Source organism: Pseudomonas sp. HMSC066A08, from assembly GCF_001813025.1.
Taxonomy (GTDB): domain Bacteria; phylum Pseudomonadota; class Gammaproteobacteria; order Pseudomonadales; family Pseudomonadaceae; genus Pseudomonas; species Pseudomonas aeruginosa.
This window is the reverse complement of sequence record NZ_KV811331.1, coordinates 24,651-44,604: the sequence shown is the minus strand read 5'-3', so window position 1 is coordinate 44,604 and position 19,954 is coordinate 24,651. Positions and strand designations below refer to the sequence as shown.

Below are 19,954 nucleotides of genomic sequence, written 5' to 3'. Positions count from 1 at the left end.
GGATGCCTCCCTGCTCCGCCCCATTCACTTCACTGCGCGGTTATCAGTTCCCGCCGTGGCTGCGCTGGCCACCTTTCTTGCCAGCCTCGGAGGCCCGCTGCGGATCGTTCTTGAAGTTGCCGCCGCTGGCCTGGCCGCCCTTCTTGCCGGCCTCCGAAGCACGTTTCGGGTCTTCCGCGAAGTTGCCTTTACCGCCTTGATGCTGTGCCATTTCTATTTCCTCCGAATAATCTCTTCAGAACAGATTTCATGGACGCATGCGTTGCGCATGCCCTAACTCTGAGAGGCTGTTTCGCCAGTGGTTCAGATTATTTTCAACGAATGAAAGCGAAGCGTTTTGCCAGCATGTTTCGGGGGCAATCCATAGGATTCCAAGATTCTTGCCTTATTCCATTGCCAGCATTGACAGGAATCCCCGAATTGCGTCAGATGAAAGCCCGCACATCTCGGAGGAGCACCATGAAACCCTACGAGCATCCGGCCTACAGCGATCCCGTGGTAAGCAACGAAGAGCCCGATCGCGATTGCCATGAATGGAATTTCGAACCGGGAGACAGCGATCAGGAACCCTACCCCGAATATCATGGAGCGAATACCGAAGAAGGCCCAGGTGGAGGCACTTAATTATTCTTTTCTATTGCAGTACCTGATATTCCGATAGACCCATTCAATAATTAATCGTCGAACTTTAAAACAAATGGAACTCGCCATGGAAAACAGTGACGAAGTGCGATTCCAGCACTATTTCATTTCTCTCGTCGAACAGGTGGCGAAACCGCTTTTCGTCGATTCCTGCGAAGAGGCGCGCAGCTACGGCCTGGACTGCAACGTGGACCTCGACCTCGACGAGGATGGCCATCCTCGCCTGCGCCTGGAAGCCGGCGAGCCGGGAGGCGAGAAAAGCCACTACAGCCTGCTGGCGATTCCCGGCGAGCGGGTCATCCATCGCCAGTACCTGGCCGGGGCCCAGGAATGGCACAGCCTGCCGGCCGAGCTGGCGTCGATCAACCCGATGGTCCTGGACAGCGAGCTGGCGGTATTCTTCCGCCGCGCCTTCGACCTTCGCCTGGAGGGCCCCGAACGCCGTCACCCGGCCGGCTTCTGGTAAGGCCCTTCATAGCTTCCAGATATCCCGGGCGTATTCACTGATCGTCCGGTCGGCGCTGAACCAGCCGATCCGCGCCACGTTGAGCAACGCCGAGCGCCACCAGCGATCGGGCTCGCGCCAGACTTCCTCGACCCGGCACTGCGCATGCCAGTAGGCCTCGAAGTCGGCGCAGAGCATGAAGCGGTCGTCGTGCACCAGGCCGTCCACCAGCCCTTCGTAGCGGCTGCGGTCGTCGGCCGAGAACAGCCCGCTGCGGATCGCCTCCAGGGCTTCCTCCAGCCGCGGCGAGGCCGCGATCACCCCGCCCATCTCCAGCTCCCCGGCTTGCCGGCGCTGCTCCACCTGCTGGGCGCTGAGGCCGAAGATGAACATGTGTTCCAGGCCGATCCGCTGGCTCATCTCGACGTTGGCGCCGTCCAGGGTGCCGATGGTCAGCGCGCCGTTGAGGGCGAACTTCATGTTGCTGGTCCCGGAGGCCTCGAGCCCGGCGGTGGAAATCTGCTCGGAGAGGTCCGCCGCGGGAATGATCGCCTCGGCCAGGCTGACGTTGTAGTTGGGCAGGAACACCAGCTTGAGCAGGCCGCGCACGGTGGGGTCGTCGTTGATGGTGCGGGCGATGTCGTTGGCCAGCTTGATGATCAGCTTGGCCTGGTGGTAGCTGGCGGCAGCCTTGCCGGCGAAGATCTTCACCCGCGGCACGCGGTCGGCGGTCGGGTCGTTGCGGATCTCCTGGTACAGCGCCACGGTGTGCAGCAGGTTGAGCAACTGCCGCTTGTATTCGTGGATACGCTTGATATGCACGTCGAACAGCGCTTCCGGTTCGATCGCCACGCCGAGGCTGTCCAGCACCAGGCGCGCCAGGGCGGTCTTGTTCTGCCGGCGCTGCTCGGCGAAGCGCGCCCGCAGGCGGGCGTCCTCGACGTGCGCCTCGAGGTCCGGCAGGCGCCGTTCCGGGGTGTCCAGCAGGTCGGCGCCGAGGGTCTCCACCAGCAGCTCGGTCAACCCCGGGTTGGCCTGGAACAGCCAGCGGCGGAACGACACGCCGTTGGTCTTGTTGCTGATGCGCTGCGGGTAGAGACGATGCAGGTCATGGAACACGGTTTCGCGCATCAGCTCGGTGTGCAATGCCGATACCCCGTTGATCTGGTGCGAACCGAGGAACGCCAGGTTGCCCATGCGCACCCGTCGGCCGTGGCCCTCCTCGATCAGGCTGACCGAACGCAACAGGTCGAAGTCGTGGATGTCCTGGGCACGCAGCGCGTCTATATGGAAGGCATTGATCAGGTAGATGATCTGCATGTGGCGCGGCAGCAGGCGCTCCATCAGCGCCACCGGCCAGGATTCCAGGGCTTCCGGGAGCAGCGTGTGGTTGGTGTAGGACAAGGTCGCCACGCTCAGCGCCCAGGCGTCCGGCCAGGCCAGTTGGTGCACGTCCACCAGTTGCCGCATCAGCTCGGCGACGGCGATCGCCGGGTGGGTGTCGTTGAGCTGGATCGCCACCTGTTCCGGCAGGCTACGCAGGTCGTGATGATGGCGCAGGTGGCGGTCGAGCAAGTCCTGCAGCGAGGCGGAGACGAAGAAGTACTCCTGGCGCAGGCGCAGTTCCTGGCCGGCCTCGGTGCTGTCGGCCGGATACAGCACCCGCGAGATGCTCTCCGCCTTGACCACGTCGACCACCGCGCCGATGTGGTCGCCGGCGTTGAAACGGTCCAGTTGCAGGTCTTCCTCGGCGCGGGCGCGCCACAGGCGCAGGGTATTCACGCTGGCACGCCGCCAGCCGACGATCGGCGTGTCGTAGGCGATCGCCCGGATCCGCTCGTCCGGCCGCCAGATGGCTCGGCCACTGTGCTCGTTGTCGACCTGCACGCTGCCGCCGAAGTCGATGTAGTAGCTGACCTCAGGTCGTTCGAACTCCCAGGGGTTGCCGAAATCCAGCCAGGTCTCGGTCTGCTCCTGCTGCCAGCCGTCGGTCAGCACCTGGCGGAACAGGCCATGCTCGTAGCGGATGCCATAGCCATGCGCGGGAATGTCGAGGCTGGCCATGCTTTCCATGAAGCATGCCGCCAGGCGTCCGAGGCCGCCGTTGCCGAGCGCCGCGTCCGGCTCCAGGGCGACGATCCGCTGCAGGTCGACGCCCAGCTCGGCCAGGGCCTGGCGGGTTTCCTCGAGCAGCCCGAGGTTGCCGAGGTTGTCCAGCAACAGGCGACCGATGAGGAACTCCAGGGACAGGTAGTAGACCCGCTTGCGCGCGGGCGCTTCGCCTTGCGGGGTGGCCTCCTCCCAGTGGTCGATGATGTGGTCGCGTACCGCCAGGGCCACCGCTTCGAACCAGTCGTGCGGGCAGGCGGTGGATGGGTCGCGGCCGACGCTGTAGCGCAGTTTGGCGAGGATGCTGGCTTTCAGGGTCTGGACCGCACTTGGGGTCTGGTCTTGGCTGTCGGGCATCGCCGGGCTTCCTTCCGGCCCGCCGCTGCTGGCCGGTGCTTGCGGGGTTTTCTCAGGCGCTCTTGCGTACCGGCACGGCGGCGGCCGCGCTTTCCTGGCGCAGGCGGTCGAGCAGGTCGTGGCCGGCCAGGGTCAGGTGGTGGACCACCCATTGCTCCTGGCCGGTCCAGGAATGCTGGACGCTGCCGCAGAGCAGCTGCGCCTGGTTGAGCAACTGCAAGTGGTAGGCCACCGCCTCGCGGCAATGACCGGGTAGCTCGCGTGCTTCCCAGTGCTGGCCGAAGCCAAGGCTTTCCAAATGCTCCAGCAGATCCCTGATCAACCCCCAGTCGCGTTTCATCGGCATGCTCCTTGTCTGCGTCGCGGCCGGCCGTTCCGGCTACCTAGAAGCGGAGTCGCGGGCGCGGCGATGGTTCATTCTTTTTCGCCGGCGGCTGGGGGCCGCTCGTCCACGAAAGGGAACCCCTGGCCGATATCGGCTTCTGTAACCCGTACAGAGTCGTTACAGATTCGTTGCCAGAAACCGATGCGAGCCCGTCATGACCATGCTTCCCCTGCGCCAGATCGAACGCATCCTCAACGCCAGCACCTGTTCCTCGCGTTTCCGCTGCCGCAGGGCCGCCGACGGCAGCCTCACGGTGACCGTTGCCAGCGCGCGGCGGCCAGCCGCCGCGGCCACCACGGTCGCCGGCGTCAGCCAGGAGGAGTGCCGTTGCGAACGGTCGGTGCGCGAACTGGCGCGAGAGCTGGAGCGCAGCTTCACTGAGCAGTGACCTTTCCCGTATCCCGGCAGGAGCGCTCCGATGCAGGCTTTCATGGTTCATTTCTCAGACGCCGGACAACCCGGCCGGACCGTGCTCACCACTTTCGCGCCAACCCTCAGCACCAGCGAGGCGCACGTTCGCCTGCAACTCTGCTATCCCCTGCTGTTCCCGCAGCGTCTGAGCGCGGTGCGGGTCTACCCCCTGCTGCCGGCGGCGGCACGCGAGTGAACGCGGCCGCCGCGGCGCCTCAGCCGTTGACCACGGTACCGCCGTTGACGTGCAGCACCTGGCCGCTGACGTAGGACGAGTCGTTGCAGGCCAGGTAGACGTAGCTGGCGGCCAGTTCCTCCGGCTGGCCGGGCCGGCCCATCGGCGTCTCCGCGCCGAAGTGGGCGACCTTCTCGTCGCTGAAGGTGGACGGGATCAGCGGCGTCCAGATCGGGCCCGGGGCCACGGCGTTGACGCGGATGCCGCGGTTGACCAGGTTCATCGACAGCGAGCGGGTGAACGAGGTGATCGCGCCCTTGGTCGAGGAATAGTCGATCAACTGGGGGTTGCCCTTGTAGGCGGTGATCGAGGTGGTGTTGATGATCGCCCCGCCCTTGCCCATCAGCGGCAGGGCCGCCTTGGTCAACTGGAACATGCCGAAGATGTTGGTGCGGAAGGTCTTCTCCCACTGCTCTTCGCTGATGTCCTCCAGGCGCGCCTGCGGATGCTGCTCGCCGGCGTTGTTGACCAGCACGTCGAGGCGCCCCCATTTCTGCCTTAGCGTGTCCACCACCTGGCGGCAGAAGCCGGCGTCGGCGACGTCGCCGGCGAACGCCAGGCACTGGCGGCCGAGCGACTCGATGATCTCGCGGGTCTTCGCCGCGTCTTCGTTCTCATCCAGGTAGACCAGCACCACATCCGCCTTCTCGCGGGCGAAAGCCACCGCCACCGCGCGGCCGATGCCACTGTCGCCGCCGGTGACCAGGGCCACCTTGCCCTCCAGCTTGGCCGCCGGACGGTAATCGGCGGAAACGAACTCCGGCTTCGGCTGCATCTCGCTTTCGTGGCCGGGGCGCTGGTCCTGGTGCTGCGCCGGCAGGGTCTGTCGCTGTTCGCTCATGGTGGTTTCCTCTCTGTCGGGCGCCTCAGGCGCGTTCGCCGCGCAAGGCGCGTTGATGGAATTCGGGCAGGCGCCGCAGCGCCCAGCGGGTGGCTTCCCGGCGCATCCGCGCGGGGTCGCCGTGGAAGCGCTCGCGGCGCGAGAACAGGGCGAGGCCGGCGGGTAGCTGGAAGGCCCAGGCGAAGCACACGGTGCCGGGCGGGATGCCGTCCTTCGCTTCGCTGCCGAGCAATCCCGTGACCGCCAGCGCGGCGCTCGCCGGACTGCGTTGCAGGGCCGCCCTGGCCATGGCCTCGGCGACCTCCACGCTGGTCAGGTTGAAACGCTCCAGCCAGTTCGGGTCGAGCCCCAGCAGGGCGAGCTTGGCCGCCGGCGAATAGACGACGAAGCCGCCTTCCATCACCTTGCCGCTGCCGGCCACCGCCGACAGTTCGGCGCTGATCTGTCCGGCGGTACAGGATTCCGCGGTGATCAGGCTGAGGTCGGCGCTGCGCAGGTAGGCCACCAGGCGGGAAGCTTCGTCCGCGAGCAGCACGTCGGGCATGGCACGCTCCTCAGGGCGAGATCGGGTCGCTGGCGGGAAAGGTCTCCTTCAGCGCGTCGTCCAGCTGGCGATCCTCCGCCACCTGGGGCCGGGTGGTGCCGCCACAGGGGCAATCGGCGTCGCGACACGGCTCGCCCTGGGGGTGGCCGCTGGCGCAGGCCGCGCAGCAGTAATGCTGGCCGTCGCGTTCGACGGCATCGGCGCCGGGCCGGCAGGTGCATTTGGGACAGGCACAGGTTTCGCTGTTCATGGGCAGTCTCCAGTCGGGTTCACTTGCTGTGTTCCGGCGAGGTCACCGGGCGCAGGCCACGGGGGCCGGTCCAGCCCCAGAGGACCAGGCCGAGCACGGGCAGGAGCAGGATCAGCAGCGACCAGCCGAGCTTGCGACTGGCGGAGCTGTCGCTGCGGAGCACGCTGTTGATGGCCCAGGCATCCACCAGGAGCAACAGGACCAGCAGCGCGAGGATCAGGTAGGCGGTATCCATCGGGGGCCTCCTCGGCATCTCGTTGCACGGTGGAGGGCCTGTGCGCCGGGGGAGTTCCGCCTTTTTCGCGGACGGTCAGCCGCGCCCGAGCTGGCGTCGCATGGCCGCGCTGATGCGCTGGCGGGTGCCGGCGTAGTCGGCCCAGGGATCGTCGCCGGCGAGTTCGTCGAGGCGCTGCGGCAGACTGCGCAGGTTCCATTGGTTGGCACCCTGCAGCGAGTCGAGTTCCTCGCGGAACACCGGTACCGACACCGGCAACCCTTCGCGGGCGCGCACCGAGTAGGCGGCCACGGTGCTGGCGCCGCGGCTGTTGCGCAGGTAGTCGACGAAGATCTTGCCGACCCGGTTGCGCGGCCCGGAAACCGCCGAGAAACGGTCCGGCATCAGGCGCGCCAAGTGCTGGGAGATGGCCTGGGCGAAATCCTTGACCTCGTCCCAGCCATGCCGGCGCTCCAGCGGCACCAGCAGGTGCATGCCCTTGCCGCCGCTGGTCTTGAGGAAGGCGCGCAGGCCCAGCTCGTCGAGCAGCGTCAGGCTCAGCTGGGTCGCTTCGAGCATGCGCTTCCACGGCAGCGCCGGGTCCGGGTCGAGGTCGAGGACGAAACGGTCGGGCCGCTCCAGGTTGGCCAGGCTGGCGTTCCAGGTATGGAACTCGATGCTGCCCATCTGCACCGCGCCGACCAGCGCCTCGGCGCTGCGGATCTGCAACAGCGGCGGATGACCGGGATCGAGCGCCGGGTCGAGCTGGACGATGCCGGGGATCTTCAGGCGCGCCGCGTGCTTCTGGAAGAACAGTTCGCCGCCGATTCCGTCGGGGCCGCGCACCAGCGACACCGGGCGCTCGCGCAGGTCGCGCAGGAGCAGGTCGGCGTAGCGCGCATGGAACTCGGCGAGTTCCAGCTTGCTGGCCTGGATCGACGGGTCGATCAGCCGCTGCGGGTGGCTGATGCGCACGCCGGCGGTGGCCGCCCGCGACGCACCGGCGCCGGCCTTGCGCGCGCCGCGCAGCGGCGGCGGGCCGGCGGGACGCTCGCCGGTCACCTCGCGCGCCGGCTTGTCTTCGCGCAAACCGTGGAACACTGCCTGGCGGATGATCCCGCCACGGGTCATCTGCGCATAGGAAACCTCGCACAGTTGTTGCGGGCGCACCCACTGCACCGACCCGGTCTCGCGCGCCGGCGGCACCTTCGCCAATGGGCTGGAGCGCACCGCGAGGGGTTCCAGGCGCTCACGGACCTTCTTCAGGCTGGCCGCGGTGAAGCCGCTGCCGACCTTGCCGGCATAGCGCAGCCGGCGCTCCTCGTCAGGGCTGTAGAGGCCGAGCAGCAAGGCGCCGATATGCCGGCGAGAGCCCTTCGGCTCGGTATAGCCGACGATCACGAACTCCTGGCGCAACTGGCACTTCAGCTTGATCCAGTCGTTGCTGCGGCGCGAACGGTAGGCGCTGCCCAGGCGCTTGCCGATCACGCCTTCGAGGCCGAGCTTGCAGGCGCTGGCCAGCAGGTCGCGGGGGTCTTCCGCGAGCGTCGCGGAGAACCGCAGCGGGTCTTCGTCGCGCCCTTCCAGCAGCGCCTCCAGGCGCGCGCGGCGCTGCTCCAGGGCGACATCGCGCAGATCCTCGCCTTCGTGGTACGGCAGGTCGAAGAGGAAGTACAGGATATTCTCGCCGCGACCTTCCTCGAAGGCGTTCTGCAGGGCCTGGAAGTCCGGTCGACCCTCCTCGTCGAGGACGACCAGTTCGCCGTCCAGCCAACTGCGCTGCAGACCGAGCCCGGCCAAGGCCTTCTCCAGGTGCGGCAGGCGTTCGGTCCAGTCATGGCCGTTGCGGGTCAGCAGGCGCACGCGGCCGTCTTCGATGCGGCTCATCAGCCGATAGCCGTCCAGCTTGAGTTCGTAGGCCCACTCCCCTCGCGGAGGCTGCTCGACCAGGCTGGCCAGCTCGGGGGCGATCCATTCGGGCATCGGCGTCTTCCCCCCGCTCTTGCCGCGTCGCGCCGGCCTGGCCGCGGGCGTGGCGGCTTCGCCATGGCGGGGCAGCAGCGTACGCTCGCTGAGCACGCTGTCGGGACGCTCCTTCAGCACGTCGAAGCGATCCAGGCTGCGCGCCTCGCCGTCCTTGGCCTTGACCAGGAACCACTGGGGCTGCTTGCCGCGCAGGTTGGTGCGGATCAGGTGCCAACGCCCGGAGAGTTTCTCGCCATCCAGGACGAAGCTGAGATGGCCCTTTTCCAGGCCCTCGCGCGGATCGTCCAGAGGCGTCCAGGCGCCTCGGTCCCAGACGATGACATCGCCGGCGCCGTAGTGCCCCTGGGGGATGCTGCCTTCGAAATCGGCATAGTCCAGCGGATGGTCCTCGACCTGCACCGCGAGCCGCTTCACCGCCGGGTCGAGGCACGGCCCCTTGGGCACCGCCCAGCTCTTCAGGGTGCCATCCAGCTCCAGGCGGAAGTCGTAGTGCAGGCGGCTGGCGTCGTGTTTCTGGATGCAATAGCGGAGTAGCCCGCTGCTGTCTTTGCGAGGCTTGCGGCCGCTGGGCTCCGGGGTCTGGCGGAAATCGCGCTTGCGGGCGTACTCGGCGAGCGGCTTGCTGCTGGGCATGGCGGGCTCCTCGGTGGTCAGACGCCGGGGCAGACCGGCGCGCTGTGCAGGACCATGTCGATGGCTTTCCCCAGTTCCTCCAGGGTCACCGGTTTGAGCAGCACCGGATAGGGTGCCGCCGGGTCGATGCCGACGCGAGCGCTGTCGCTGAGCAGGATCACCCGCATCCGTGGGCGCACCGGCAGGCTGGTTTCGATGAGCATGCTGCCGCTCAGAGGACCTTCGAGCTGCTCGCTGAGCAGGAACAGGTCGATCACCGCGTCCGAGGCCAGGTGGTCGAGGGCTTCGTCGCGACTCGCCGCGCTGAGCACCGCGTAGCCTCGATCGAGGAGGAACTCCTCGATCCGCCAGAGCTGGTCGGCGTGTTCTTCGAGGACCAGGACGATCTTGTTTTCTCCGTTCACCATGGTTCTCCCTGTCGGATTGTCGGGAAGGCTTCGCTGCAAGGTTCGCGCCGTCCGCCCCGCTTGCGCCGGAGCAGCATGGGCACGGCGATCGGGCGCGGATTGATCGCAAAGTGCGATCAGCAGAGTGCCCGGAAGACGCCTGCCCATCGTGCAGATTGCCCGACCCGCGCGGACCGCTGGTAAGCCCGCCGGCACCAACCGCCTCGAACGGGGTCCAGCCTGAGAGACCGCGAGCGAAGGAGCCAGCCATGCGCCCTGCCCCGGAAGACGCCGCAGACGATGCGTTCGTCCAGCGCGAGTACCCGATCCCGGAGCGCCTGGAAAGCCAGCGCCGCGCCTGGCGTTTCGAACGGGCGGGCCTGTGGGTCCTGCTCGGGGTGATCCTCCTGGCGCTGACCGGGGTGTTCGCCGGCGGACCTCTGAGTTCGCGGACGCTGGTCAGCGACAGCGGCAGGCTGACCCTGGCCTACGAGCGTTTCGAACGCAGCGGCGCCGCCAGCCGCCTGCGCATCGATCTGCGCGGCGCGCCGGGCGCCGAGGTCGGCGTGCGCCTGGGCGGCGGTCTGCTACAGGCGCACAGCATCCAGAGCCTGCAACCGCAACCGCTGCGCAGTCACAGCTGGCGGGGCGGCCTGGAACTGGAGGCAAGGCTCGACGAAGACGGTCGCCTGAGCCTGTTCCTGACGTTGTTGCCGAACCGGCTCGGCGAAGTCGCCAGTCGACTGGAGTTCGCCGGCGAGAGCCTGGCCTTCGACCAGTTCATCTACCCCTGAGTCATCCGTTCCGAGGAGGCGCACGATGGATTCCGTACTGCGAGCCGCCGCGCTCTACCTGGTCCTGCTGGTACTCTTCCGCATCGCCGGGCGGCGTTCCCTGACCGACATCACCACCTTCGACCTGCTGCTGCTGATGATCATCGGCGAAGCCACCCAGCAGGCGCTGCTGGGCGACGACTTCTCGCTGGTCAACGCGGTACTGGTGATCATCACCCTGATCCTCATCGACGTCGGCCTGTCCCTGCTCAAGCTGCGCCATCCGAAGCTCGACACCCTGATCGAGGGCTCGCCGACGCTCATCGTCGAGTACGGCAGGCCATTGCACGCGCGCCTGGCCGAGGCCCGCCTGCGCGAGGAAGACATTCTCCTGGCCGCCCGCGAGACCCAGGGCCTGGAACGCATGGAGCAGATCCGCTTCGCCATCCTCGAGAAGAACGGCAAGATCTCGATCATTCCCGATCGCGGCGACTGACGCTGCGCGCGTGGCGCATCAGCAGCGGCTGGATGCTCAGGCCGTGCACGCAGATGCTCAGGGCGACGAGGCTCAGCACCAGGTCGCTGGCGGTATGCGCGAGCGCCGTAGGCAGCCCCTGGTTCAGCGCGTAGCTGAGGTAGTACAGGCTGCCGATGCCGCGGATGCCGAACCAGCCGAGCAGGCGCCGCTGCGTCGGGTGCATCAGCCGCCGGCCGACCAGCAGCCAGACCATCGCCGGCCGGCACACGCAGAACAGCAGCAGCGCCAGCGGCAGCGCGCGCCAGTCCCAGTGCTGGTAGAGCATGGCGCCGAGCAGGGTCACCAGCAGCACTTCCAGCGAACGCTCCAGCAGGTTGCCGAAGGAGAGCACGTCGAGCATCACCGCGCCGGCGGCCACCTTCGGGTGTTCGCTGCGGTCGGCGCCATATTCGATGGCGCCGCTGGCCTGCCCTGCTTCGCGCACGTCGGCGGCGGCCGCCTGCGCCTCGGCCGGTGCCGAGGCGCGCCCCAGCGTCGCCACCTCGGCGTGGCGCAGGCCGATCCCGGCGGCGAAGCTGGCGAGGAAGCCCCAGCCGCCCAGTGCGTCGGCGCCGACATAGGACAGCGCGATCAGCGCCAGGGCGAGGAAATCGTTGGCCGACACCGAGGTGTCGGTGTGCCGCGCCCGCAGGTGGATGGCCAGGCGGCCGAGACCATGGCCCAGGCAATAGCCCACCAGCAGGCCGAGCGGAATCGCCCAGAGCACGTCGCGCAGCAGCCAGTCCAGGCCGCTGCGGTCGAACTCCCCGGGCAGGCCGCCGCCCTGACCGATCAGCAGCAGGGCGGCGATGACGAAGGGGAAGGCGATGCCATCGTTGAGTCCCGCCTCGCCGGATACGGCGTAGCGCAGGCGGTCGTCGTCGCCGGCGTGGTTGACCTGGATGTCGCTGGCCAGGACCGGGTCGGTGGGCGCGAGGATCGCCGCGACCAGCAAGGCCAGCCCCCAGTCCAGGCCGAACAGGAAATGCGCGCCCAGGGTAAGGCCGAGGATACAGCCGAGCAGGACCGGTCCGGCCAACAGCCAGGCAGCGGTCCAGGCCGGCGAGCGCAACGGCAGGCGCAGCTTGAGGCCGCCGATGAACAGCGAGATCAGCAACGCCGCCTCGCTGAGGTGTTCGAACCAGCCGCTGATGTCCGCCAGGCCGCTGCGCCAGGCGTGCAGCCCGGCCGGGCCGATGGCCAGGCCGAACAGCAGGTAGATGAACGAGGTGCTGACCGGCAGCAGGCGCAGGTAGGCCGAGGCCAGGCCGAGCGTCAGCAGGATGCAGCCCAGTACCAGCAACCACAGGCTGAAACTCATGCCTGGCCAGGCTCCGCCCGCGGGGGCGTTACTTGGATGGGTGCGCCTTGGCCAGCGCGCGGGCCATCTCCAGGTGGTGCTTCAGGGCCGGCAGATGGGTCTTGGCGAATGCCTGCAGTTCCGGGTCGGTCAGGTTGTCCGCGGCCTGGGTGAACAGTTCCACGGCTTTTTCGTGGGCCGCCACCTGGTTATTGGCGTAGGCCGGGTCGAAGGAGGCGTCGCGCAGGTCGAGCAGGGTCGCCTTGGCCTTGTCGGTCAGGCTGGCGTCGTCTTCGACCTCCAGTTTCTTGCGCTCGGCCAGGCTGCGCAGTTCGGCGTTGACCTTGCCGTGGTCGTCGATCATCTGCTTGGCGAATACCTTCACATCGGCGGCGGTGCTCTTTTCCAGCGCCATCTTGCCGGCTTCGATTTCCGCCACGCCGGCCGCCGAGGCCTCGCTGACGAAGGTCTGTGGCGCGGTCTTGTTCATGTCCTGGGCGTTGGCGAAAGGCAGGGCCAGGACCAGCAGGAGCCAGGCGGCTCCCTTGAGGGGAAGGCTGATTGCTCTGTTCATGGTCGACTCCGTTGGCGTGACAGGGAAAAAATGCCGGGACTTCGGCACAACGCACCTCGGCATCGTCGCTGCTGTGACGGCGCCGCCGGCCGACCGTTCAGATTTTTCGCCGACCGTGCCAGGCCGGGCGCCCTCCCCGGTCAGCCCTGGCGGCTCGCCAGCGCCTCGATCCGCGCCCGGCTCTTCGGCCGGCGTACGGACAGCGGCGGTTCGACCCGCATCGGCGGCGCGACCGCGTTGCCCTGGAGATAGACGTCCCCGGTCGGCAGCCGGGCGAACGCATCGTCCTCCTCGAGACCTTCCAGGACCACGCAGGGCGCCAGTTCGCGGCACAGGGCCAGCAGATGGCGCAGCACTTCGGCGCCCTTCGCCGAGCGACGTGCTTCGCGGGTATACCGGCAATCGATCTTGATCACATCGGGACGGGCATCGAGAACGAAGTCCAGGTTGTTGTGCGCCGCGCCGAAGTCGTCTATCGCGATGCGCACGCCGTGTTCGCGCAGGCGTCGGATGAACTCCCGGGTCGCGGCTCTCTCGCCCGCGGCGGTCTCGGTCAGCTCCAGCGTCAGCCTCCGTGCCACCTGCGGACGGGCGGCCAGCCACCGGCAGACGGCTTCCCACCAGGCATCCATCGCCGCGCTCTGGCGCGACAGGTTGCAGGCCAGGCGCAAGGTAGGCTCGGCGTTCAGCCGGTCGAGGACCGTGCCCAGCACGCAGCGATCGAGCAGGCGTACCAGGCCGAGCCGCTCCAGCGCCAGAACCAGTTCCTGGGTCGGCAACGGCGGTTCGCCGCTGGCGGCCGTGACCCTGAGCAGGGTTTCCCGGTAGAGCGGCTCCCATTCCGGATGCCCGGCATGCCGAACCGCCTGCCAGTCCAGGCGCACCCGGCCGCGCGCCAGGGCGGCCTGGAAACGCCGGGCCAGGCGCAGGTCGCCGGCCAGGGAGGCGGCAACGGCCGGCGGGTGCTCGTGCTGGCGAGCCTGTGGGGAACTGTTCACTGTAGAGCTTTCCTTTCCTGGCGGCTGACGCCGTTGTCGTCGATCCAGTCGAACGCCACCTCGCCGCGCGTCCCCCCTTCCACCCGCCGCGGCAGGCCGAGGCGTCGTTGCGAGCGCGGAGCCAGCAGCGTTCCGGGCAGCTCCAGGCGCGTCTCCCCTATCTCCAGCACCAGCCCCGCCAGGGACACGAAGTACGGCGTCGGGTTGTCCACCCGCAGGGTCTCGTCGCGCAGCGCGAAGCCCAGTTCGGCGGCCGCGTCCTCGGCGTGCGGATGCAGGCCGTGCGGGCGGTACAGCACCTTCATCTGGGTTCGCAGGGTGAGCGTGAGGCGGGGCCGGCCAGCGGCCTCGGCGGTGGCTTGCGGGGGGATCTCGTAGATGTTCAGCCAGTACAGCGATTCGCGATCCCGTGCCTGGGCCTGGCCGGTAGCCAGCAGGCGCAGGCTGCGCTGGCGTCCCGGCTCCAGGCGGAATACGGGCGGCAGCGGCAGGAACGGAGCCAGCGCGGTATCCGGTTCGCCGTCGAGGGCGCCGTCATCGACCCACGCCTGCACCAGCACCGGGTAGGGATTCTGGTTGACCAGCAACAACGAGGCCTCGCGCTGGCCCTCCACGAACACCAGGCGGGTGCGCTCCGCGGTCACTCCGGCCTCGCTCGTCGGCGCGAGGCAAAGCATGGCCAGCAGCGCGAGCGCGCGCCTACTGGACACGGATCACCACCTGCGCCGTGGCCGAGACGCGCCCCGCCGTGACGCCGGGCTGGCTGCCGAGCGCGAGCTTCTCCAGGCGCGCGCGGAAGGTTTCGCGGTACAGGTCGATGCCGCCGCTACCGCCGTTGGCCTGGGTCGCGCCACCGATGGCCGGGTACCAGCCGGTGGCCTCGGCGTTGCTGCCGCCGGCGGAGTTCTCGTTGGCCAGGAGCGTCATCGGCGTGCCGTCGCGGTAGATGCGGATGCCGACCCCACGGGCAATGCCCGGCTCCCCGTAACGGTCGGAGAGCAGGTAGGACAGTCCGCCACTGGCGTTGACCAGGCCCAGCGCCGGGCTGGCCGCCAGGGCCCCGCTGGACACGCGGATGCCCAGCGCCGTGGCGCCGGCCCCGGTGCCGTTGGTCATGCCGCTCTGGCACTTGAAGGTGAGTTCGAAGGGCGCCTCGCGCACGCCGCCGCTATCGATCTCGGCCAGGGTGATGGGCGGGAACTGCACGTGCGGGGTGACCGTCATCACCGCGCAGGTGGGATAGCGTTTCAGGGTCACGTAGCGGTACAGGCCGATGGCACCCGGCCAGTTGCTGTACCAGCCGCCCCAGTTGCCGCCCACGTGCGCCTGGCCGACGGTCGGCGCGGTCAGGCCCGGCCCCTTGATGGCGATGTAGGCCGCCGGCTGGGTGTAGGAATAGGGCTGCGAGAGGATCGTCGGCGAGTAGTAGCGGATCGCCTCCAGCGGCGCGCTGTACAGCTCGGCGCGTACCGCGGCGAGGTCCTTCGCCTTGACCAGCTGGAAGCCGCGCGAGTCGATGTCCAGCCCGGAGAGCTGGCGCTCCTTCCAGATCGGCGTGATGGTTTCCCCCGTCTCGACGTTGGTCAGGCGCAGCAGCACGTTGGGCCAGGCGGTCCGGTAGGCGTCCTGCAGGCCGATGTCGTTGCCCACCGTGTCGGCGCCGGTGTAGTAGCCGCTATAGAGGTCGTCGCCGTTGGTAGAAAACATCTCGTAGACGGCATCCCCGGCGCTACAGCGGAAGAACACCCGTTCGGGGTCGTAGCCGCCGGTGGCGCCGTACTGGGTCAGCGGCGCCACCGCGCTGGCGATGAGCGTCGGATAGGGCTGGAAACTCTCGTCGCTGACGTTGACCACGCTGGGCAGGCCGAGCGAGCCGTTGCAGGTATCGCAGGCGCCGGTCCAGCTGCCGGCGGTACCTTCGCCCGGGCGGATCTGGGTGTTCGAGGTGGTCGTCTCGCTGCCTACCGAGGTGACCCGGTAGCAGGTCGCCTGGCCACTGGCGGGAAACCCCAGCAACACGCCGAAGGCCAGCGCGGGCAGCAGGGAAATCGTGCGGTTCATCTGGCGTTCTCCGGGTTGGAGTCGGTGGTGGCTGCCCGGCAGGTGCCGCGCAGGCGGATCAGCGCCTGGTCGCGAGGCACTCCGGAGAGGTCGTAGGGCAACTCGCAACGCTCCTTGCGCGCCGTCCCCCATTGCACCAGCAACCTGCCCCGCTGGTTTTCCGCGCGCGCATAGACCTGGCCGCCCTGCCCGACCATGCCGATGGCCGCCCCGCCGTCGTCGACCACCACGGCGCCGAGCGGCAGCACACTGCCGTCCTCGCGCCGCGCCTGGATCAGCAGCGGATGGCCGGTCAGCGTCCTGAACGTCACGCGCACGCTGGCACCGGCGTAGGGCGCGACCTTGCGCTCGGTTTCCAGCAGTTCGGCGTCGGGATCGATGCCGACGGGGTCGAGGGAGATCGGGTTGTAGCGATAGGGCGACAGCGAGGGGGCCAGCGCATAGCCGTTGCCGTCGATGCGCGCGCCCTGCCCGCCGCGTATCGCGGCACCGCTGGCGCCCTTGGCCTCGACCAGGGCGAAGGTGTCGCCGACGCTGGGGCCCAGGGTCAGCCCGTCGCGGTGGGCGACCAGCGCGCCACGGATGCCGCCGTTGTATTGCCGGTAGCGATCGCCCTGGGCATAGCCGGCATTCACGGTGGCCAGCGCCGCCTGCTTCTGCAACGTGCCGTTCCAGGTGGTGTCGGCGACCTCGCTGTCGCGGTTGGCGGACAGCGCGTAGCTCCAGGTACGCTCGTCGCCCAGCGTACCGTTCAGCCCGGTTTGCAGGCTGCCGCCACGGCTGTCGCCGGAGCGCCGGGTAGCCATGGCGCTGAGCGTCGGCGCCCGACTGGAAGAACCCAGCGGCATGGAGACGCTGAGGGTCAGGGTGTCGTTGCGCTGGCCGCTACGCCGGTCGCGCCGGAGCAGCTCGACGCCAGGGTCCTGGTCGCCCTGCTCCTGGTAGTAGGTGGTGGTCTGCCGCGACCAGGCGAGGTTGTAGCTCAACTGCCCCCAGGTATTGGAGTAGCCGAACTGCAATTGGGTGTCGCGGCTCTTGCCGTCGTAGAAATCGCTGGAGGAGCCGGAAAGATAGAGGTTGCCGTAGCCGCCGAGGGCCTGGCTCACCAGCAGGTTGAACTGGTTGCGCTGCTTGTAGCTGCCGGAATCCCAGGTGTCGCCGTGGCGCAGTGCGTCGCGCGAGCCGAGCACGTCGCCGAGTTCGCGGTAGCCTTCGGTGGAGTAGCGGTAGCCGGCCAGGGTCAGGGTAGTGCCGGTGGGCTGGAAGGTCCGGCTGTAGTCGAGCCCGATGCGCCAGCCCTGCTTGCGCGCGCCATCCTCGACGCGTGCGCTGGAATAGGTGCTGTTCAGGCCGAAGGCGCCGAAGCGGGTGGCGAGGACGCCGCCGCCCAGCATGGCCAGGTAGTCGTCGGCGACACGCAGTCCCAGGTTGGCGGTCAGGGCGTTGCTCATGCCGCGCTGGTAGGTGAAGTCGGCGAACAGGTCGTCGCCGTCGCCGTACTGGCGCGCCTGGCCCAGGGTGAAGCTGTAGCGCGACAGGCCCGGACGCATGGACTCCGGGACCGAGGCGAACGGTACGCTGAAGCTCGATACGCTGCCATCGGCTTCGAGCACCTGGACATCCAGATCGCCGGCGTAGGCGCTGTCGTAGAGATCGTCGATGACGAAAGGACCGGGAGCGACATTCACCTCGCGGATCTTCCTGCCGTTCTGGCTGATCACCACACGCGCCGCGGTGGCCGCGGTGCCGCGCACCTGCGGCGCATACCGGCGCAGGGACTCGGGCAGCATGCGGTCGTCGGTGGCCAGGCTCAGGCCGCGGTAGCCGATGCTGCCGAGCAGGTTGCCGGCGGTGTAGCTCTCCCCCGCCGTCAGTTCGCTGCGCCAGGCCGGCAAGGCGCGCTGGGCATAGGTGCGGATGCTGTTCCACTTGCGCCTGGCCTGCCCGTTGTAGCGGGAATAGGTGTAGTTGGACTGGTGGCGCAAACGCCACAGGCCGAGGTTGATGCCGCTGTTCAGGCCGACATAGGCGTAGTCCGATCGTCCCGATTCGCCGCCGCGGTAGTCGGAGCGATAGAGGTTGGTGTCGTAGTTGACGAAGCCCATGCTGTCGCCGGCGTCCCACTCCTCGGGGCTGACGTAGCCGCGCGGCTTGAGGTCGAGCAAGGCTTGCGGCACCGAGAGATCCAGGCGCAGGCGGGCGACGTCCAGGCTGAACCGCGAGCCGGGCAGGCGCGCACCGAGAAAGGCGCAGTGGCGCCCTTCGCCGCTCTTGCGCGGATCCTCGCCAGGCTTGGCGCCGAGGCGCTGGCGCAGGAAGTCTTCGTCGAGGCAGGGCTCCACCGCGCCGCTGGCGGGGTTGGCGCGGAAACTCACTTCGCTGCGGCTGGCGAAGCGCTCGTTGAGGTAGACATCGACGTGATAGCGGCCCGGATCGATCCGACCGTCCTGGTTGAAGCGCGACAGGTCGCCGCCGCCCAGGGAAGAGCCGAGCAACAGGCGATCGTCGAATTCGTAGCCGGGCTGGGCATGAGCGAAGGCGCTCGCCGCCAGTGCCATGCCGCCCGCCATCAGGGCCGTGCCGGTGCGGCAGCGGCGTTCATGGCGATAGGTCATGACGGATATCCATATGGGCGCCGTAGTCGTTGATCAGCAGCGCGTGCAGGCGCACGCGTCCCGGCGGCAGGGCTTCTCGGGTTTCGGCCTGCCATTCGGCATGGCTGCGCGGCTCCAGCATGCCGCTGCGCAAGCGCCAGCGGCGCTGGCCGACGCTGAGCGTGGCGCTGGCGAACGAGGCGTAGTAGCCGCTCGGGTTCTCCACCCGCACCGCCCAGCCGGCGCTGCGCCGGACTAGTGCGAAACGCAGTTGCCCGGGCAGGTCCTCGGGACGGCCCTGGATGCCCGCCGGGCGGTAGAACAGCTTCAGGCGATTGCGCAGCATCAGCAGCATCTGGTTCCGCTCCGCATGGCTGCTGTTGCGTGGAGGGATCTGCAGGACGTTGAGATGGAACAGCGATTCGCGATCGCCCGGCAGGCCCTGCCCGGTGTAGACGATGCGCAGCGTCTGGCCGCTGTCCGGGGCCATGCGGAATACCGCCGGGTTGACCAGGAACGGCGCGTCCGCCTGGTCCGGCGGCACGTCCGGGGCGTCGATGTCGACCCAGGCCTGGACGACGTTGGGAAACGCATCGCGATTGCTCAGCTGCACGGTCTTCTCCCGTGCCTCGCCGGGATAGATCACCCGGGTCCCGGTCACCACCACGCTTGCCCGCGCCTGGGCGATGCTCACCAGCAGGACGAGCAGAAGCGCCGATGTCCTGCCGGATCGGTACGAATGTCTGGGCATGCGGCTTACCTGGCCGGGCACGGTCCAGCGACCGGGCCCGGCTTGAGTGCTGGGAAAAGGAAGGGCGGCGCATGCGCCGCCGGCATTCACTCGTAACGCAGCGTGTAGGTCACGGCGCCGAGTACCGGACCGGGCGTCACGGTCGCCGCTTCGGAGACGTACTGCACCGCGTAGTCGTAGCTGGTGCTGGTGGCTCCGTTGGCGAGCACGATGTCGCCGGCGGGCACCGCCGCGCCACCGGCCAGGTCGACCGGGTTGCCGCCGACGCTATCGAGCAATTGCAGCGCCACGCCCGTCGCGCCGCTGGCGGCGGTGTTCACCAGGTTCCCGGCGGCGCTGGGATTGGTCGCCTGGAACAGGGTGGTGAAGTGCTCGTCGGCTGTCGGCGCGACGCAATCGGTGAGTTGCAGGGTGAACGCGGTTTCACCGGCGCTGCGGCCCACTGCGCCATCGAGGGCGCTCACCGGTACGCTGTCGAGGATCACCGTGGGGTCGGTGAAGCCGTTGACCGCGACCTGGCAGGTCTGGTCGGTCACTTCGCCGCTGAATGTGATAGTGTTTGCCGCCATCGCGGTTCCCGAAGCGGCAATTGCCGCAAAGGCCAATACCACTGCGCATGGGTTCGAAGTTCTGGTCATGCCTATGTTCCTTGTGTGAGGCAATAATCGTCCACCCGCCTTTAATTTCGGCCGGGAACGCGGTAAAGACTCGAACGAGTTCAAATCGATAATCAGTGGTGCGAACCACCGATATAAGTATCCCGTGCACGGGCATCGAGGTGAACGCCGAACGGCGGACTTATAAATCCGTTCGAGTGCCCGTCATTCGGGGAACTGCCTCGTTTCGCGGGGTACCGCCGCCTCTTCGCGCTATCCGTCGACATTGCAACGCTTGTATTTCCGACTATGGAACTCTGGCTTCCCGGCCTCTCTTGCTTGGCTTCGCCAG

General features: G+C 68.1%; 22 protein-coding genes and 1 pseudogene. 6 read left to right on the top strand and 17 right to left on the bottom strand.

What is annotated here, in order from left to right:
- Nucleotides 1-43: 43 nt before the first annotated feature.
- Nucleotides 44-211, bottom strand: a complete 168-nt coding sequence (locus HMPREF2886_RS22535; RefSeq protein ID WP_003088912.1) for a con-10 family general stress protein — start codon at nucleotides 209-211, stop codon at nucleotides 44-46.
- Nucleotides 212-459: 248 nt separating this feature from the next.
- Here HMPREF2886_RS22535 and HMPREF2886_RS34640 point away from each other — a divergent pair, with 248 nt between their 5' ends.
- Nucleotides 460-624 carry a hypothetical protein gene (locus tag HMPREF2886_RS34640; protein ID WP_023107965.1) on the top strand — a complete coding sequence of 55 codons (165 nt, stop codon included), beginning with the start codon at nucleotides 460-462 and terminating at the stop codon, nucleotides 622-624.
- 85 nt (nucleotides 625-709) lie between these two features.
- Nucleotides 710-1,108 (top strand): hypothetical protein, encoded by a 399-nt coding sequence (locus HMPREF2886_RS22530; protein ID WP_033968749.1) that lies wholly within the window; start codon nucleotides 710-712, stop codon nucleotides 1,106-1,108.
- A 6-nt stretch (nucleotides 1,109-1,114) separates the two neighbouring features.
- Here the strand turns inward: HMPREF2886_RS22530 and HMPREF2886_RS22525 are convergent, their stop codons facing one another.
- Both HMPREF2886_RS22525 and HMPREF2886_RS22520 read right to left on the bottom strand, forming a co-directional pair.
- Nucleotides 1,115-3,553 (bottom strand): glycogen/starch/alpha-glucan phosphorylase, encoded by a 2,439-nt coding sequence (locus HMPREF2886_RS22525; protein ID WP_070748414.1) that lies wholly within the window; start codon nucleotides 3,551-3,553, stop codon nucleotides 1,115-1,117.
- A gap of 52 nt (nucleotides 3,554-3,605) precedes the next feature.
- The gene (locus HMPREF2886_RS22520) at nucleotides 3,606-3,893 is read right to left on the bottom strand and encodes a DUF2513 domain-containing protein (protein ID WP_003100808.1); all 288 of its coding nucleotides are present in this window, start codon (nucleotides 3,891-3,893) and stop codon (nucleotides 3,606-3,608) included.
- 199 nt (nucleotides 3,894-4,092) lie between these two features.
- On the opposite strand from HMPREF2886_RS22520, the gene HMPREF2886_RS22515 reads away from it, so the two are divergent.
- Both HMPREF2886_RS22515 and HMPREF2886_RS22510 read left to right on the top strand, forming a co-directional pair.
- On the top strand, nucleotides 4,093-4,326 hold the full coding sequence (locus tag HMPREF2886_RS22515; RefSeq protein WP_033968745.1) for a hypothetical protein: 234 nt from the start codon (nucleotides 4,093-4,095) through the stop codon (nucleotides 4,324-4,326).
- A gap of 30 nt (nucleotides 4,327-4,356) precedes the next feature.
- The gene (locus tag HMPREF2886_RS22510; RefSeq protein ID WP_003088902.1) at nucleotides 4,357-4,545 is read left to right on the top strand and encodes a hypothetical protein; all 189 of its coding nucleotides are present in this window, start codon (nucleotides 4,357-4,359) and stop codon (nucleotides 4,543-4,545) included.
- A 19-nt stretch (nucleotides 4,546-4,564) separates the two neighbouring features.
- Here the strand turns inward: HMPREF2886_RS22510 and HMPREF2886_RS22505 are convergent, their stop codons facing one another.
- The 6 genes and pseudogenes from HMPREF2886_RS22505 to HMPREF2886_RS22480 form a co-directional block, all read right to left on the bottom strand.
- Entirely contained in the window at nucleotides 4,565-5,425 is an 861-nt protein-coding gene (locus HMPREF2886_RS22505; protein ID WP_070748411.1) for an SDR family oxidoreductase, read from the bottom strand.
- Nucleotides 5,422-5,969 (bottom strand): annotated as a pseudogene (locus tag HMPREF2886_RS22500) (CinA family protein). The gene HMPREF2886_RS22505 and the pseudogene HMPREF2886_RS22500 overlap by 4 nt, the downstream one beginning before the upstream one ends.
- A 10-nt stretch (nucleotides 5,970-5,979) precedes the next feature.
- On the bottom strand, nucleotides 5,980-6,219 hold the full coding sequence (locus HMPREF2886_RS22495; protein ID WP_024916228.1) for a metallothionein: 240 nt from the start codon (nucleotides 6,217-6,219) through the stop codon (nucleotides 5,980-5,982).
- 19 nt (nucleotides 6,220-6,238) lie between these two features.
- On the bottom strand, nucleotides 6,239-6,454 hold the full coding sequence (locus HMPREF2886_RS22490; RefSeq protein ID WP_003088893.1) for a PLDc N-terminal domain-containing protein: 216 nt from the start codon (nucleotides 6,452-6,454) through the stop codon (nucleotides 6,239-6,241).
- Nucleotides 6,455-6,529: 75 nt separating this feature from the next.
- The gene (gene ligD / locus HMPREF2886_RS22485; protein WP_033977657.1) at nucleotides 6,530-9,052 is read right to left on the bottom strand and encodes a DNA ligase D; all 2,523 of its coding nucleotides are present in this window, start codon (nucleotides 9,050-9,052) and stop codon (nucleotides 6,530-6,532) included.
- A gap of 17 nt (nucleotides 9,053-9,069) precedes the next feature.
- Nucleotides 9,070-9,459, bottom strand: a complete 390-nt coding sequence (locus HMPREF2886_RS22480) for a response regulator (protein ID WP_003102170.1) — start codon at nucleotides 9,457-9,459, stop codon at nucleotides 9,070-9,072.
- A 248-nt stretch (nucleotides 9,460-9,707) separates the two neighbouring features.
- Here HMPREF2886_RS22480 and HMPREF2886_RS22475 point away from each other — a divergent pair, with 248 nt between their 5' ends.
- Together HMPREF2886_RS22475 and HMPREF2886_RS22470 are read left to right on the top strand one after the other, a co-directional pair.
- A complete protein-coding gene (locus HMPREF2886_RS22475) occupies nucleotides 9,708-10,232 on the top strand; it encodes a hypothetical protein (RefSeq protein ID WP_033968738.1) in 525 nt (174 codons plus the stop codon).
- A 25-nt stretch (nucleotides 10,233-10,257) separates the two neighbouring features.
- Nucleotides 10,258-10,707: a DUF421 domain-containing protein gene (locus tag HMPREF2886_RS22470; RefSeq protein WP_033968736.1), complete on the top strand. Its 450-nt coding sequence runs from the start codon at nucleotides 10,258-10,260 to the stop codon at nucleotides 10,705-10,707.
- Here the strand turns inward: HMPREF2886_RS22470 and HMPREF2886_RS22465 are convergent.
- The 8 genes from HMPREF2886_RS22465 to HMPREF2886_RS22430 all read right to left on the bottom strand — a co-directional run bounded on the left by HMPREF2886_RS22465 (nucleotide 10,685) and on the right by HMPREF2886_RS22430 (nucleotide 19,644).
- Nucleotides 10,685-12,049 carry a cation:proton antiporter gene (locus HMPREF2886_RS22465; RefSeq protein ID WP_033968735.1) on the bottom strand — a complete coding sequence of 455 codons (1,365 nt, stop codon included), beginning with the start codon at nucleotides 12,047-12,049 and terminating at the stop codon, nucleotides 10,685-10,687. The genes HMPREF2886_RS22470 and HMPREF2886_RS22465 overlap by 23 nt on opposite strands.
- A gap of 28 nt (nucleotides 12,050-12,077) precedes the next feature.
- A complete protein-coding gene (locus tag HMPREF2886_RS22460; RefSeq protein WP_003088871.1) occupies nucleotides 12,078-12,602 on the bottom strand; it encodes a DUF4142 domain-containing protein in 525 nt (174 codons plus the stop codon).
- Nucleotides 12,603-12,742: 140 nt separating this feature from the next.
- Entirely contained in the window at nucleotides 12,743-13,600 is an 858-nt protein-coding gene (locus tag HMPREF2886_RS22455; RefSeq protein WP_033977659.1) for an EAL domain-containing protein, read from the bottom strand.
- Nucleotides 13,597-14,310, bottom strand: coding sequence for a fimbrial biogenesis chaperone (locus HMPREF2886_RS22450; protein ID WP_039026785.1), 714 nt, complete (start codon nucleotides 14,308-14,310; stop codon nucleotides 13,597-13,599). Before HMPREF2886_RS22450 ends, HMPREF2886_RS22455 begins: the two co-directional genes overlap by 4 nt.
- The gene (locus HMPREF2886_RS22445) at nucleotides 14,300-15,661 is read right to left on the bottom strand and encodes a fimbrial protein (protein ID WP_070748409.1); all 1,362 of its coding nucleotides are present in this window, start codon (nucleotides 15,659-15,661) and stop codon (nucleotides 14,300-14,302) included. The genes HMPREF2886_RS22450 and HMPREF2886_RS22445 overlap by 11 nt, the downstream gene beginning before the upstream one ends.
- Nucleotides 15,658-18,276, bottom strand: coding sequence for a fimbria/pilus outer membrane usher protein (locus HMPREF2886_RS22440; RefSeq protein WP_070748407.1), 2,619 nt, complete (start codon nucleotides 18,274-18,276; stop codon nucleotides 15,658-15,660). The genes HMPREF2886_RS22445 and HMPREF2886_RS22440 overlap by 4 nt, the downstream gene beginning before the upstream one ends.
- A complete protein-coding gene (locus HMPREF2886_RS22435) occupies nucleotides 18,260-19,006 on the bottom strand; it encodes a fimbrial biogenesis chaperone (protein ID WP_033977665.1) in 747 nt (248 codons plus the stop codon). The genes HMPREF2886_RS22440 and HMPREF2886_RS22435 overlap by 17 nt, the downstream gene beginning before the upstream one ends.
- A gap of 86 nt (nucleotides 19,007-19,092) precedes the next feature.
- Entirely contained in the window at nucleotides 19,093-19,644 is a 552-nt protein-coding gene (locus tag HMPREF2886_RS22430) for a fimbrial protein (RefSeq protein ID WP_003120281.1), read from the bottom strand.
- Between the last annotated feature and the right edge of the window lie 310 nt (nucleotides 19,645-19,954).

Coding starts and splice junctions, on each gene's coding strand:
- HMPREF2886_RS22465 (WP_033968735.1), bottom strand. CDS start 12,049: ATGAGTTTCAGCCTGTGGTTGCTGGTACTGGGCTGCATCCTGCTGACG.
- HMPREF2886_RS22435 (WP_033977665.1), bottom strand. CDS start 19,006: ATGCCCAGACATTCGTACCGATCCGGCAGGACATCGGCGCTTCTGCTC.
- HMPREF2886_RS22445 (WP_070748409.1), bottom strand. CDS start 15,661: ATGAACCGCACGATTTCCCTGCTGCCCGCGCTGGCCTTCGGCGTGTTG.
- HMPREF2886_RS22480 (WP_003102170.1), bottom strand. CDS start 9,459: ATGGTGAACGGAGAAAACAAGATCGTCCTGGTCCTCGAAGAACACGCC.
- HMPREF2886_RS22440 (WP_070748407.1), bottom strand. CDS start 18,276: ATGACCTATCGCCATGAACGCCGCTGCCGCACCGGCACGGCCCTGATG.
- HMPREF2886_RS22520 (WP_003100808.1), bottom strand. CDS start 3,893: ATGAAACGCGACTGGGGGTTGATCAGGGATCTGCTGGAGCATTTGGAA.
- HMPREF2886_RS22490 (WP_003088893.1), bottom strand. CDS start 6,454: ATGGATACCGCCTACCTGATCCTCGCGCTGCTGGTCCTGTTGCTCCTG.
- HMPREF2886_RS22515 (WP_033968745.1), top strand. CDS start 4,093: ATGACCATGCTTCCCCTGCGCCAGATCGAACGCATCCTCAACGCCAGC.
- HMPREF2886_RS22535 (WP_003088912.1), bottom strand. CDS start 211: ATGGCACAGCATCAAGGCGGTAAAGGCAACTTCGCGGAAGACCCGAAA.
- HMPREF2886_RS22430 (WP_003120281.1), bottom strand. CDS start 19,644: ATGACCAGAACTTCGAACCCATGCGCAGTGGTATTGGCCTTTGCGGCA.
- HMPREF2886_RS22470 (WP_033968736.1), top strand. CDS start 10,258: ATGGATTCCGTACTGCGAGCCGCCGCGCTCTACCTGGTCCTGCTGGTA.
- HMPREF2886_RS22530 (WP_033968749.1), top strand. CDS start 710: ATGGAAAACAGTGACGAAGTGCGATTCCAGCACTATTTCATTTCTCTC.
- HMPREF2886_RS34640 (WP_023107965.1), top strand. CDS start 460: ATGAAACCCTACGAGCATCCGGCCTACAGCGATCCCGTGGTAAGCAAC.
- ligD (WP_033977657.1), bottom strand. CDS start 9,052: ATGCCCAGCAGCAAGCCGCTCGCCGAGTACGCCCGCAAGCGCGATTTC.
- HMPREF2886_RS22510 (WP_003088902.1), top strand. CDS start 4,357: ATGCAGGCTTTCATGGTTCATTTCTCAGACGCCGGACAACCCGGCCGG.
- HMPREF2886_RS22495 (WP_024916228.1), bottom strand. CDS start 6,219: ATGAACAGCGAAACCTGTGCCTGTCCCAAATGCACCTGCCGGCCCGGC.
- HMPREF2886_RS22525 (WP_070748414.1), bottom strand. CDS start 3,553: ATGCCCGACAGCCAAGACCAGACCCCAAGTGCGGTCCAGACCCTGAAA.
- HMPREF2886_RS22505 (WP_070748411.1), bottom strand. CDS start 5,425: ATGAGCGAACAGCGACAGACCCTGCCGGCGCAGCACCAGGACCAGCGC.
- HMPREF2886_RS22460 (WP_003088871.1), bottom strand. CDS start 12,602: ATGAACAGAGCAATCAGCCTTCCCCTCAAGGGAGCCGCCTGGCTCCTG.
- HMPREF2886_RS22475 (WP_033968738.1), top strand. CDS start 9,708: ATGCGCCCTGCCCCGGAAGACGCCGCAGACGATGCGTTCGTCCAGCGC.